Raw genomic sequence first — 14,774 nt, forward strand, 5'->3', positions numbered from 1 at the left:
TAATGAACCAGGATTATATAAAACCAGATAATTGGTCCATCATAGAAGAAGGTTTTGATGCTAGTCGTATTAAAGCTTCCGAGAGTTTATTTAGTATAGGAAACGGTGCCATGGGGCAACGTGCTAATTTTGAAGAACACTATTCCGGTGAAACCTTTCAAGGTAGCTACATTGCTGGGGTGTATTACCCAGATAAAACCCGCGTAGGTTGGTGGAAAAATGGCTACCCAGAATATTTTGCTAAGGTATTAAATGCTCCAAATTGGATTGGTATTAACGTAACTGTTAATGGTGAGTCTTTGGATTTAAACACCTGCAAATCGGTTAATGATTTTAAGCGTGAACTTAACATGAAAGAAGGTTGGTTGTCAAGAAATTTTAAGGCAACGTTACCAAATAATGTACAAGTAGAAGTCTCTGTAAAACGTTTTTTAAGCTTAGAATTAGATGAAGTTGGTGCCATTAATTACCAAGTAAAACCGTTAAATGCTGATGCTGAAATAATATTTCAACCGTATTTAGATTCTGGAATAACTAATGAAGATACCAATTGGGATGATAAGTTTTGGGATACAACAGATGTAAGTCATTTAAATAACCAAGCTTTTATTGAGGCAAAAACAATGAAAACCGATTTCCATACCTGTACATTTATGGAGTCTAAAGTTTACATTTCTGGCAAACCAGTTTTGGTAGATCATAATATTAAAGCAGATTCAAATCAAGTGTGTTTTAGCTATGCTCATGCTGTAAAAAAAGGAGAGACGTATAGCATTGAGAAATTTGGTGGTTATACAGTTGATAGAAATCACAATAAATCAGAATTAGTTAATGTTGCAAAACAGGTTTTAAAAACAGCAACTAAAAAGGGGTTTAATCAATTACTTGAAGAGCAAAAACAAGCTTGGGCAGCTATTTGGGACATGGCAGACATTACTATTGAAGGCGATGTAAAAGCGCAACAAGGTATTCGTTTTAATATTTTCCAATTAAACCAAACCTATTTAGGTAAAGATTCAAGATTAAATATTGGCCCTAAAGGCTTTACAGGAGAAAAATATGGAGGCAGTACCTATTGGGATACCGAGGCCTATTGCATTCCTTTTTATATGGCAACTAAAGACCAAAAGGTTGCTAGAACGTTATTAGAGTATCGCTATAATCATCTACAAAAAGCTATTGAAAATGCTGAAAAATTAGGCTTTAAAAACGGAGCCGCTTTATACCCAATGGTAACTATGAATGGGGAAGAATGCCATAATGAATGGGAGATTACCTTTGAAGAGATTCATAGAAACGGCGCCATAGCATTCGCTATTTATAATTATTACCGTTTTACAGGAGACTATAGTTATATCCCAGAAAAAGGATTAGAAGTATTAATTGGTATTGCTCGCTTTTGGCAACAACGCGCAACATTTTCAACAGATAAAAATCAATATGTAATTCTTGGTGTTACGGGGCCAAATGAATACGAAAATAACGTAAATAACAATTGGTATACAAACTATTTGGCTAAATGGTGTATAGATTATACTCTAGAACAAATTGAAAAAATAGAATTAGAATACGCTTCAGATTTTTCGAGAATAGCTGAAAAAGTTAAGCTTTCTGAAAAGGAATTAGCACTTTGGAAAACGGTTGCAGATAATATGTATTTCCCTTATTCGGAAAAGCATCAAGTATATTTACAACAAGATGGTTTTTTAGACAAAGAATTAATTTCAGTTACAGATTTACCAAAAACAGAACGACCTATAAATCAAAAATGGAGTTGGGATAGAATTTTACGTTCACCATATATTAAGCAAGCAGATATTTTACAAGGTTTCTACTTTTTTGAAGATCAATTTTCTGATGAAGAATTAAAGCGTCATTTTGATTTTTATGAACCATTTACAGTTCATGAAAGTTCCTTGTCACCTTGTGTACACAGTATTCAAGCGGCTAAATTAGATAGAATGGAACAAGCGTATACCTTTTATTTACGTACTTCAAGATTAGATTTAGACGATTATAATCACGAAGTACATGAAGGTTTACATATCACGTCTATGGCGGGAACTTGGATGAGTATTGTAGAAGGTTTTGGAGGTATGAGAATTATGGATAATAAGTTATCATTCACACCAAAAATACCTAAACAATGGAATGGTTATTCATTTAAAGTGAATTTTAGAAACCAAATTATAAAAGTGAATATCGCTCAAAATAATACCAACTTCGAACTGCTTAGTGGTAATGATCTTGAAATTCTTGTGAACAATAAACCAGTATTACTAAAAGGTAATTCGTTGCGTGCTGTTAGTTAAATGACATTAAAACCAAAAAGATGAAATCTTTAAATTTATTAATTCTAACCTTATTTTTATCGGCTTTTAGCCTTAGCAATTCACAAGAGTTAAAATCGCCAAATGGTGAGATAACCATGATGTTCTCTTTAGAAGAAAATGGTACGCCAACTTACGAATTGACCTATAAAAATCAAAGTGTAATAAAGCCAAGTCATTTAGGTTTGGAGTTAAAAGATGATGAAAAATCTTTATTGGATGATTTTGTAATTATTGATACTAAAAATTCAACTTTTAATGATACGTGGACACCAGTTTGGGGTGAAGAAAAAGAAATTAGAAACCATTACAACGAATTAGCTATTAGCTTAAAACAAAATGAAACAGATAGAGTAGTGATTATTCATTTTAGATTGTTCAATGAAGGTTTAGGTTTTCGTTATGAATTTCCATCACAACAAAATTTAGTTTATTTCACAATTAAGGAAGAGAGGTCTCAATTTGCTATGACTGATGATCATACGGCATTATGGATTCCTGGTGATTATGATTCTCAAGAATATGATTATACCGAATCAAAATTATCTGAGATTAGAGCAAAGTTTGATGCAGCTCTTACTGATAATGCATCGCAAACGCAATATTCTAAAACAGGTGTTCAGACGGCTTTAATGATGAAAACGTCTAACGGTTTATATATTAATTTACACGAAGCCGCTTTAATAGATTATTCATGTATGAATCTTAATCTAGATGACAAAAACATGGTTTTCGAATCGCATTTAACACCCGATGTTAATGGCGATAAAGGGTATATGCAAGCACCTTGCAAATCGCCTTGGAGAACTATTATGGTAAGTGATGATGCTAGAGATATATTAGCTTCAAGAATGACGTTAAATTTAAACGAACCCTGCGCTATTGAAGATACTTCATGGATAAAACCAGTTAAATATATTGGTGTTTGGTGGGAAATGATAACTGGTAAAAGTTCGTGGTCTTATACAAATGATTTGCCTGCAATTCAATTAGGTGTTACAGACTATTCTAAATTAAAACCAAATAGTACACATGCAGCAAATAATACTAAGGTAAAACGTTATATCGATTTTGCATCAGAGCATGGGTTTGATGGTGTTTTAGTTGAAGGTTGGAATGAAGGTTGGGAAGATTGGTTTGGAAAAACAAAAGACTATGTGTTTGATTTTGTTACACCTTATCCAGATTTTGATGTGGAGGGCATTCATAAATACGCTAAATCAAAAGGTGTTAAAATGATAATGCATCATGAAACTTCTGGGTCTACAAGAAATTATGAACGCCATCTAGATAAGGCCTATAAGTTCATGAAAGATAACGGATACGATGCTGTTAAAAGTGGTTATGTTGGTGATATTTTACCTCGCGGAGAACATCATTATAGCCAATGGATTGTAAATCATTACCAATACGCCATCGAAAAAGCTGCTGAATACGAGGTTATGGTAAATGCTCACGAAGCGGTAAGGCCAACAGGAGTTTGCAGAACTTATCCCAATTTAATTGGAAATGAATCAGCAAGAGGTACAGAGTTTCAAGCGTTTGGTGGCTCAAAACCAAACCACGTTACCGTTTTGCCTTTTACACGTTTAATCGGTGGACCTATGGATTATACTCCCGGGATTTTTGAAATGGATATTAGTAAATTAAATCCTAATAACGATTCGCATGTAAATAGTACCCTTGCAAATCAATTAGCCTTATATGTAACCATGTACAGTCCGTTACAAATGGCAGCAGATTTACCAGAACATTACGAGCAGTTTATGGATGCTTTTCAATTTATAAAAGATGTAGCTATAGATTGGGATAAAAGTATTTATCTAGAAGCGGAACCAGGAGATTATATTACAATTGCGCGAAAAGAAAAAGGAAGCAATAATTGGTTTGTTGGCAATGTTAACGGTAACGAAGCTAGAACATCAAACATTAAACTTGATTTCCTTGAAAAAGGAAAAAAGTATATGGCTATTATTTATGCAGATGCTAAGGATGCGCATTATAAAACAAACCCACAAGCCTATACTATTAAAACTAAAAAGGTAACAAGTAAATCAAAATTAGCTCAATTATCAGTTCCTGGAGGTGGTTATGCTATCAGTATAAAAGAACTTAAATAATAGCGATATGAAAAGTAATTATTCAAATATCAAAAAAATCAATAAACTTTCAATATGGGCTGTTTTTGTATGCGTATTTACTTTAAATTTATCTTGTAAAAAAGAAGGTCATACAAACATGGATGAGGTTACTAATTCTTCAATAGTTGAAAAACAAGATATATCTCGCGTTGAGCCTCTAAATTGGTGGATAGGCTTTAAGAATTCTAAACTCCAACTTTTAATCCATCATCCTAATATTTCAGTAAGAACTCCAGAAATTTCATATCAAGGTGTTTCAATTGAAAATGTACACAAGGGAGATAGCCCAAATTATCTATTTATAGATTTAAACATTTCGGAAACTACAAAAGCGGGAAAATTTAATATCATTTTTAAAGAAGAAAATAAAGCGGATTTAGTTCATGCCTACGAACTTAAATCAAGAGAAAAATCTGCCGAAGATTATGTTGGGTTTAATAGTACCGATGCTATTTATTTAATTACACCAGACAGATTTGCCAACGGAAAACCAAGTAATGATGTTGTTGAAACGCTTAATGAAAAAACTATTGATAGAACGGATGATTATGCGAGACATGGTGGTGATATACAAGGTATCACAAATCACTTAGATTATATTGAGGATTTAGGGTTTACAGCCGTTTGGCCATGTCCGTTACTAACAAACGATATGTCTCAGGGGTCTTATCATGGATACGCTATTACCGATTACTATCAAGTAGATCCTCGTTTTGGCACTTTTCAAGATTATATCAATCTATCCGATAAACTGTCTGAAAAAGGTATGAAACTCATCATGGATCAAGTAGCAAATCATTGTGGTTTGCAACATTGGTGGATGAAAGATTTGCCGTTTAAAGATTGGATAAATCATCAAGCTTATTATGAAGAAAATATTGATAATTGGACAGGTGGCGATAATATAACTACGAATCACAGGCGTACAACCAATCAAGATATATATGCCTCGAAGGTTGATAAACAAAATTTGAATGTAGGATGGTTTGTTTCGGCAATGCCCGATTTAAACCAGCAAAATCCTTTTATGGCTACCTACACCATTCAAAATAGTATTTGGTGGATAGAAACAGCAAACTTAGGAGGTATTCGTCAAGACACATATCCTTATCCTGACAAGTATTTTATGAGTAAATGGGCTGGTGAAATTATGAGCGAATATCCAAATTTTAGTATTGTTGGAGAAGAGTGGAGTAACAATCCGCTATTAGTAGGTTATTGGCAAGATGGCGCGAATAATAGAGATGGTTATAAGTCTAACTTAAAATCGCCAATGGATTTCCCAATGCAAAGATTTATTGTAGAGGCTTTAAATGAAAATGAAGAATGGGATAAAGGTTTAGTGAAAATGTACCAAGGTCTTGCAAACGATTTTTATTATGCTACACCAAAAGATATTATGGCTTTTCCTGATAATCATGATATGAGTCGAATCTTCACGCAACTTCATGGCGATATAGCCAATACCAAAATGGCATTAAGTTATATCTTAATGATGCCTCGTATTCCTCAAATATATTACGGCACAGAAATTTTAATGAACGATTTTGATAAGCCTGGAGATCATGGATTAATCCGTACCGATTTTCCTGGCGGATGGTTAGGTGATCAAGTAAATGCTTTTACAGGTGAAGGTTTAAATGATGCACAAAAAGACATGCAATCGTATCTCAAAAAAATTCTAAATTATAGAAAAAATAGTAAAGCGATTCATGAGGGGAAAACCATTCATTTTGCTCCTGAAAATGGAATTTATGTATTGTTTAGATTTAATGAAGATGAAACCGTGGTTCATATCATAAACAAAAACGAAGCGCCAATCGAATTAGATTTAAATAGATTTGAAGAGTTGGGCTTAAAAGGAAAAGCGGTTAAAAACGTAATTTCAGATTATCAATTCTTCTGGGGCGATAACATCACTTTAAAAGAAAAAGGAAGCCTTATTTTGACTACTAAATTTAAATAAGCTTTAAATATTATTTTATTAAAATTATAAATTTAAGACCGCATAAATGTTTACTAAAAGTTGGACTATAATTGCATTATTACTCATGTTTGTAGTGTCTTGTAAGAATGAAGAAAAAAAGGCTACTTCCAAAGTTATACAAACTAAAGATGTTACTTATTTTAAAAATTATCCTCACGCAAAATTATTTGGTGGTAAATTAATGAGATTAGATAAATTTCCATCAAAATATATAACCCCTAGGCCAGTTGATATTTGGTTGCCAGGTAATTATAGTGATACAAAGCACTATGCGGTGGTTTATATGCACGATGGTCAAATGTTATTTGACTCTACTACAACCTGGAATAAGCAAGAATGGAAGGTTGATGAATGGGCTACAAAATTAATGCATGAAAAAACAACTTCAGATTTTATAGTTGTGGCTATTCATAATATAGCAGAAGAACGCTGGCTAGATTTATTTCCGCAAAAAACATTTAAATATTTAAGTGAGCAGGATAAAGAAGCGATAAATAATCAATCTAATCAAATTAAGCAAGGCACTAGACTTAATGGCGATAATTATTTAAAGTTTTTAGTAGACGAACTAAAACCAATTGTAGATTCAGAGTTTTCAGTATTTAAATCTAAAGAGAATACATTTGTAATGGGTTCGAGTATGGGTGGATTAATGAGTTTGTATGCTATTTGCGAATACCCAAATATTTTTGGTGGAGCGGCTTGTCTATCTACACATTGGCCAGGAGCAAACCCAATAGATAATAACCCACTCCCAAGTGCTATTTTTAAATACATGGAAAACAACTTGCCTAATCCAAAAACACATAAATTATACTTTGATTTTGGAACAAAAACATTAGACGCTCACTATCCACAGTATGCGCCAACTGTTTCGCAAATTTTCACATCTAAAGGATATAAAGAACATAATTTCAGAAATTTAAAATTTGAAGGCACAAATCATTCAGAAAACGCATGGAATCAAAGACTTAATAAACCTTTAACGTTTCTGTTAGGACAATAATAAAATGAAATTAATCAAATACATATTAATAGCAATAATGATTACGGGTTTAAGCTGTAGAGAACAAAAAACAGGGGAGAATAGAGAAATGAATAATGTTCAGGATAACAAGAAAAAGTATGTCGTTTATCAAGTCTTTACAAGACTATTTGGGAACACAATTACAACCAATAAGCCATGGGGAACTATCGAGGAAAATGGCGTTGGCAAATTCAACGATTTTACTGCCAAAGCTTTAAAAGAAATTAAAGATTTAGGTGTAACCCATATTTGGTATACAGGTGTACCACACCATGATGTTATTAGAGATTATAGCAAATACGGGATTTCAAATGATGATCCAGATGTTGTGAAAGGACGAGCAGGCTCTCCTTATGCTGTTAAAGATTATTATAATGTAAACCCAGATTTAGCTGTAAATGTTGAAAATAGATTAGAGGAATTTCAGGCTCTTATAAAACGAACGCATGAAGCTGGTTTGAAAGTTATTATTGATATTGTTCCTAACCATGTTGCTAGAAATTATAAGAGTATTTCAAAGCCAGATGGTATTAGGGATTTTGGAGAAGATGATGATACATCTGTTATTTACAATGCAAATAATAACTTTTATTACAATCCAGATGAAGCTTTTAAGGTGCCAGTTTGGAAGAATAATTATTCACCTTTAGGGAATGAAAAACACCCACTTGAAGATGGTGAGTTTCCAGAAATGCCAGCAAAATGGACAGGAAATGGTTCTAGATTATCGCAACCAGATATGAACGATTGGTATGAGACGGTTAAAGTTAACTATGGTATTTCTCCAGATGGGAAAAAGGACTTTGATGAACTTCCAGAAGGATTTGAAAATGAAGATTATATAAATCATTATAATTTTTGGAAAGATAAAACCGTTCCAAATTCATGGGTGAAGTTTAGAGATATAGCTCTCTATTGGTTGAATATGGATGTTGATGGCTTTCGATATGATATGGCAGAAATGGTGCCTGTGGAGTTTTGGAGTTATATGAATTCCGCTATCAAAATGAAAAATTCAGATGCTTTTTTACTTGCTGAAGTTTATAATCCTTCACTTTATAGAGATTATATAAAGAAAGGGAAAATGGATTATTTATATGATAAAGTTCAATTGTATGATACCATAAAAAGTGTGATGCAAGGACATGGTAAAACAGATTATATTCCACATATTCTTGAAGAATTAAGAGATATAGAACATAATATGTTGCACTTTCTAGAAAACCATGATGAGCAACGTTTAGCAAGCCCAGATTTTGCAGGAAATGCAGAAAAAGGTAAGCCAGCTATGGTAGTTTCGGCAACCTCTACAACAGCACCAACTATGATTTATTTTGGTCAGGAAGTAGGAGAAGATGGGTCTGAAAATGCCGGATTTGGATCGCCAACAAGAACCTCGATTTTCGATTATGTGGGAGTCCCGGCACATCAGCGTTGGGTGAATAATAAACAATTTGACGGAGGTCAATTAACAACAGAAGAAAAGGATTTAAGAGATTTTTACAAAAGACTCTTAAATTTCACAATACATAGTTCTGCTTTAACAGGAAACTACAAAGACTTGCAGTTGTATAATAGAGAGCAGACTAATAATTATAGTGACAAAGTACTATCATTTGTACGTTGGAGTGAAGATGAGAAACTAATAATTATTTCAAACTTTGATGATAAAAACAGTTATGAATTTGAATTAAAAATCCCGAAAGATGTTGTTGAAGCGTTGAGGTTGGAAAGTAAGACTTATAAGGTTACAGATCAATTGTACAATCAATTCAACTCAACTTTAATAATCGAAAATAGTATTGGAGTTTTAAAAATCAGGTTAGAAGCCTTAGAATCATTCATCCTAAAAATACAATAGCGTCATGAAAAACATATTTATATTATTAGTGTGTTTATGTCTTTTTAATTGTGAAGAAAAGAAAGCAGCAATTAATGAAAAACCAAAAACACCTTTTGTTTGGGAAGCAGCAAATGTCTACTTTTTACTAACAGATCGATTTAATAATGGAGATATAACAAACGATATAAATTTTGATAGAACTTTAGAAACGGGAAAACTCCGAGGATTTAAAGGTGGAGATATAAAAGGCATTACTCAAAAAATTGAGGAAGGTTATTTTACCGATTTAGGAATCAATGCCATTTGGATGACGCCAGTAGTAGAGCAAATTCATGGCGGAACAGATGAAGGTACTGGCGTAAGTTATGGCTTTCATGGTTATTGGACGAGTGATTGGACTGCTTTAGATCCAAATTTTGGAACCAAACAAGATTTACATCAATTAGTAGATACTGCCCATAAATATGGTATTCGGATTTTATTAGATGCTGTAATTAACCATACCGGGCCAGTTACAAATAAAGATTCTGTATGGCCAGAAAATTGGGTGCGAACAGAACCACAATGCGATTATCAATCTTATGATAATACCATTACATGTACGTTGGTAAAAAACCTTCCAGATATTAAAACAGAAAGTAATGAGGCGGTCGAGTTACCACCTCAAATAGTTAAAAAATGGAAAGCAGAGGGTAGGTATGAACAAGAAATTGCAGAATTAGATGCATTTTTTAAACGTTCAAAACATCCAAGAGCACCTCGATTTTACATCATGAAATGGCTCACAGATTATATTACAGAATTTGGTATTGATGGTTACCGTGTAGACACGGTTAAGCATGTTGAAGAGCAAGTTTGGCAAGAATTTCGTAAAGAATGTGATTATGCTTTCGCTGAATTCAAAAAAGCAAATCCAGAAAAAGTTCTTGATGATAATAATTTCTATTTAGTAGGAGAGGTTTATAACTACGGTATTTCGGCTACCAAAGCATTCGATTTTGGAGATAAAAAAGTCAATTATTTTGATAAGGCTTTCAATGGACTTATAAATTTTGAAATGAAATGGAATGCAGCTCAAATGTCAACCGAGGAAACATTCAAAAAATATTCTGAAATATTAAATTCAGAACTAAAAGGCTATAGCGTTTTAAATTATTTAAGTTCGCACGATGATGGTCAACCCTTTGATGCTAATCGTGAAAAGCCATATGAAACAGCAACAAAATTAATACTTTGCCTAGGAGCATCGCAAGTGTATTATGGAGATGAGTCTGCGCGTTCATTGGTCGTTAAAGGTACAGAAGGCGACGCCACTTTACGCTCATTCATGAATTGGGATGCTATTAAAGATAATTCTGAAACAAATAAAATTTTAGAGCATTGGCAAAAATTAGGGCAGTTCCGTGCTAATCATCCTGCTATTGGAGCAGGTGTTCATCAAATGATAACTGAATCGCCTTATCTATTTTATAGAAGCTTTTCAAAAGGTGATTTTAATGATTTGGTTGTTGTTGGTTTAGATCTAAGTATTGGAGAAAAGGTAATAGACGTTTCAAAAGTATTTAAGAATGGTGATATACTTCGTGATACATATTCTGGCCTATCAAATAAAGTGATAGATGGGAACATTACACTAAATTCTGAATTTAATATTGTTCTTTTAGAAAAAGTATAGAAACACGTTATTGTATGTAACAAAATTGTGGTTAGGAAGTCTAATTTATATCGACTAACACAATAATTCGTAATTTTGTTTTACAAAAATTCTTTTGGTATGGATATTAATGACAGTATTGATTCGCCAATGATGCTTAAAGTTGGTTTTAGTAAACTACTTGAGCATTATGAAGATTTAGTTAATAGCGAAGATAAATTCTTGTCTGCTAATGCAAAGCGTGTTTTAAAAGCTGTAGAATCTTATCCCGAATTAAGAACAGGATTTAGTGATACTCAGGTTTTAAAAGATCGAGAAAAAGAGATAAGTATAATTCTTCAAGATTCTTTTGCGCCTGTATTAACTAAAAACGAGATAAAAACAGCATCTGTACCCTTTCATGATTTAATTTTTAATTCATCCGAACGTTTTAAAAATATAATTAAAACTGCTGGACCTGATTTTGAGCTTCAGATAAAAAATATGCCAGATGAGGAAAGGTATATTATTGCGTGTACCATCATTTTGAATTTTTGTTACGGATATAATTTAAATTTTAAGCGACCGTTTTACTACGAAATACCTGATGAGAACGGTATACTCCATTATTATAAAATATTATATAATGCCGATTTTTGTGAAATTACTCCAACAGATGACGCAAAGAGAATTACAGAAGAAGATTATAAAGAGTTATTAGATAATTTTGAAAACATTGCGCTTTGGAAAGAGAAATTCCCGCCAAATAGTTATGTGTTTAAAGGCTTCGTAATTTCTAATATTTTTGATGTTACTGCAGATCAATCTATATCTAATATCAAATCAACGCTTATTGGAGAGAATAAACGTAAAAGTGAGAATTTTATGGAAGGTTTCCACGAGATTTTTAGATCGCTTCTTATGTTAAAAGATATTAAGGTTGGTTTTTCAATTTATAATAAAGGAGAAGGAACGTTTGAGCGTGTTTATGGCGCAGGTATGAAAAGCTTTCTTCTAGGAGATAGAGATTCTGAGAAATGCTCTGATGCCTTATGCCGATGGTCTTATAATAGGTTGTTAAAAGAGAATAAGTATTTCTCTATATCAGATGTAGATAGAATGTTCGTAAAAGCAAAAGGTAGAGCACCTCATATAATAAGTTTGCATGAGCAAGGAATAAAAAGCGCCATTTTTGCACCTATAGCTAATGATGAAGGTTTAATGGGAATTATTGAAATAGTATCAAATATACCCAGAGTGTTAAATAGTATCAATGCAAACAAGTTGGTTGATGTTATGCCTTTTATTATTTCTGCAGTAGAGCGTTCAAAAAATGAAGAAGAAAATTTAATAGAAGCCATTATACAGCAAGAATGCACATCTGTTCATTCAAGTGTTAAATGGCGATTCGAAAAAGAAGCAAGGGCATTTATTAAGGATGAATTGAATGGTGTAGAACCAAGTTTTAAAAAAATTGCATTCGAAAATGTTTACCCGCTTTACGGACAAATAGATATTAAAGGATCTTCTGAGGCTAGAAATAAAGCGACTCAGCAAGATTTAATATTGCAGCTTAATTCCATAAAAGATGTTTTTAATTCGATTTCAAAGAATGAAAGCCTACCAATTTATGACCAATATATCTATCAAATAAATGACTTTCTAGATAACACAAAGGCAAATTTTCAAGTAGATAGCGAACAACAAATATCAAACTTTATAAAAGAAGACATAGATCCGGTATTTAAACATTTACGTTCTTTTAAGTTTTTAAAAGATAAAATTGAAACATACTATTCTAGTATTAATACTGATTTGAATGTGTTGTATAAGCACAGAAAAGCTTATGATAAAACCATAGCTAAAATTAATAAAGAAATGGCATCTTTATTAGATAAAAAGCAACATCAAGCTCAGAACATGTATCCTCATTTTTTCGAACGTTTTAAAACAGATGGCGTAGAGCATAATATGTATATAGGTGAGTCTATTACTAAAGAAGAGAGCTTTAATCCTGTTTATTTATACAATTTACGTTTATGGCAATTACAAGTTATGTGCGAAATGGAAAATAGTTATTATCAAATGAAATCTGAATTTCCGGTTTCTCTTGATGTAGCGTCTATGATTTTAGTATTTAATCAGCCATTAACTATTAGTTTTAGAATGGATGAAAGGCAGTTTGATGTAGATGGGACTTATAACGCGCGCTACGAAATTGTTAAAAAACGTGTAGATAAAGCCTATATAAAAGGAACAACCGAACGTGTTACTCAAAAAGGGAAAATAAGTATTGTATATTCTCAAAAACAAGACGAAAGAGAGTATTTAAAATATATCAAATTTTTACAATCTAAACACTATTTAGATACCGATGTAGAAATAGTAGACTTGGAAGATTTGCAAGCTGTAACAGGCTTAAAGGCTATTAGGGTTAGCGTATTATATCACAAGAAAAAAGGCGATAAATCATTTTACACGTATAATGATTTAATGAACGAGATTAATGCTTAAGCCCCTGCTCCAGAAGCTTTAAAAGCAATTGCAAAAGCAATCACGCTTACTATAATTCCAATCATAAATACAGAATAAGTAAGACGAAGAATTTTATATTTTTTATCTAAAACGAGTCCCAAAAAATATAAATCTTTTTTCATTGAGGAATATAAATAGTCACGGTCTTGCATCATTTCTCCCATGGCCCATTCAAAATCATTAAGGCTCATTTTATGAAAGTTTCCAAAAAATAAAAGGTTTACTTTTTTCTGCGCAACATCTTCTTTAGTAAATTCTCCTCTAGTAACATTTGGCCTAGTTGCCAAAATAGATAAAATGATAGAGGCTACGGTAAATAAAACAAAAATAACAGTAGGTGTAATTAAATAAGCGTTTGATGCATTATCAAGTTTAGAAACCAAATTAGATAGGACTAAAGAGACTATAATAGCATTTACAGAAAGTAAAATATTTGCTTTAGTATCTGCAATATTGCTTAAGGTAATGTGGTTTTTTAATGTAACGCGAAACATGGTTTCAATACCTCGTTCAGGTAATTCTATTTTATTCTTTTTGAAGCTTAGCTCGGCCTTTTTTTGTGAAAGTTTTTTTTGTTCACCTTTTACTTTTTTCCGAGATATTAACAATTTTGATAAATTTTTGTCTTTTCGTTTACCCCAAAGATTTACTGCTTCAATAGTATAATAGCGATGCTTTACAGTTAGGAAATTAATATTTTCATCTATCCATTCTATTTCGCTATAGGTTTTATTCCATAGTAATTCCCATTCTTTTCTAAGCAATTCTGAAATTTCAAAATAATTTTTACTTCCAATATGCGAACAGTCAGCATCTTTAATAATCTTTTCTAAAGTGTTTTTAGGGGTGGTATCTATTTTAGTAGCTAAAATTAAATCACAAATAATTTTAATATCATTTTCAGAGCATGCTTGTTCTTTTAAAAAGACTTTTGCCATTTTTATACTTTCATTTTCATGTTTTTCTGCATTTTTAGTATAACCGGTATCGTGTAACCATGCCGCAATCAATAGAAGATTCTTTTGGTCTTCAGTAATATTAGAAAGTTCGGCTAATTTTTTGGCATCTTCTACTACACGTTGTGTATGTGAAACGTTATGATAAGTATACGATGTGTCTAGATTATCATTTAAAAGATTAATTACAAATTTTTCAGTTTTTTCAATCAGCATAGCTCGAAGTTGTAAACGATTATTTAGTAAAAATACTAAACTTTAAGAACTTAAATTAAAGTAAGTGTATCGAATAAATTTGTCGTAAATTTCATTATTACTTTCA

General features: G+C 32.2%; 8 protein-coding genes. 7 read left to right on the top strand and 1 reads right to left on the bottom strand.

Annotated features, from left to right (window positions below):
* The first annotated feature begins 2 nt into the window (after positions 1–2).
* From SJY43_RS06370 to SJY43_RS06400, 7 genes are all read left to right on the top strand, one after another.
* Positions 3–2,312 carry a glycoside hydrolase family 65 protein gene (locus SJY43_RS06370; protein ID WP_396603010.1) on the top strand — a complete coding sequence of 770 codons (2,310 nt, stop codon included), beginning with the start codon at positions 3–5 and terminating at the stop codon, positions 2,310–2,312.
* Between the two features lie 20 nt (positions 2,313–2,332).
* Positions 2,333–4,450, top strand: coding sequence for a glycoside hydrolase family 97 protein (locus SJY43_RS06375; RefSeq protein ID WP_396603011.1), 2,118 nt, complete (start codon positions 2,333–2,335; stop codon positions 4,448–4,450).
* Positions 4,451–4,457: 7 nt separating this feature from the next.
* The gene (locus SJY43_RS06380; RefSeq protein WP_396603012.1) at positions 4,458–6,437 is read left to right on the top strand and encodes a glycoside hydrolase family 13 protein; all 1,980 of its coding nucleotides are present in this window, start codon (positions 4,458–4,460) and stop codon (positions 6,435–6,437) included.
* A 46-nt stretch (positions 6,438–6,483) separates the two neighbouring features.
* A complete protein-coding gene (locus SJY43_RS06385; RefSeq protein WP_396603013.1) occupies positions 6,484–7,464 on the top strand; it encodes an alpha/beta hydrolase in 981 nt (326 codons plus the stop codon).
* 4 nt (positions 7,465–7,468) lie between these two features.
* Positions 7,469–9,346, top strand: coding sequence for an alpha-amylase family glycosyl hydrolase (locus SJY43_RS06390; RefSeq protein WP_396603014.1), 1,878 nt, complete (start codon positions 7,469–7,471; stop codon positions 9,344–9,346).
* Between the two features lie 4 nt (positions 9,347–9,350).
* Positions 9,351–11,003 (top strand): alpha-amylase family glycosyl hydrolase, encoded by a 1,653-nt coding sequence (locus tag SJY43_RS06395; protein ID WP_396603015.1) that lies wholly within the window; start codon positions 9,351–9,353, stop codon positions 11,001–11,003.
* 99 nt (positions 11,004–11,102) lie between these two features.
* Positions 11,103–13,475 (top strand): GAF domain-containing protein, encoded by a 2,373-nt coding sequence (locus SJY43_RS06400; RefSeq protein WP_396603016.1) that lies wholly within the window; start codon positions 11,103–11,105, stop codon positions 13,473–13,475.
* On the opposite strand, the gene SJY43_RS06405 is transcribed toward SJY43_RS06400, so the two are convergent.
* Positions 13,472–14,668 carry a Pycsar system effector family protein gene (locus SJY43_RS06405; RefSeq protein ID WP_396603017.1) on the bottom strand — a complete coding sequence of 399 codons (1,197 nt, stop codon included), beginning with the start codon at positions 14,666–14,668 and terminating at the stop codon, positions 13,472–13,474. The two genes, SJY43_RS06400 and SJY43_RS06405, sit on opposite strands and share 4 nt — an antisense overlap.
* Positions 14,669–14,774 lie beyond the last annotated feature (106 nt).

Source organism: Algibacter sp. R77976 (genome assembly GCF_044594645.1).
GTDB lineage: Bacteria > Bacteroidota > Bacteroidia > Flavobacteriales > Flavobacteriaceae > Algibacter_B.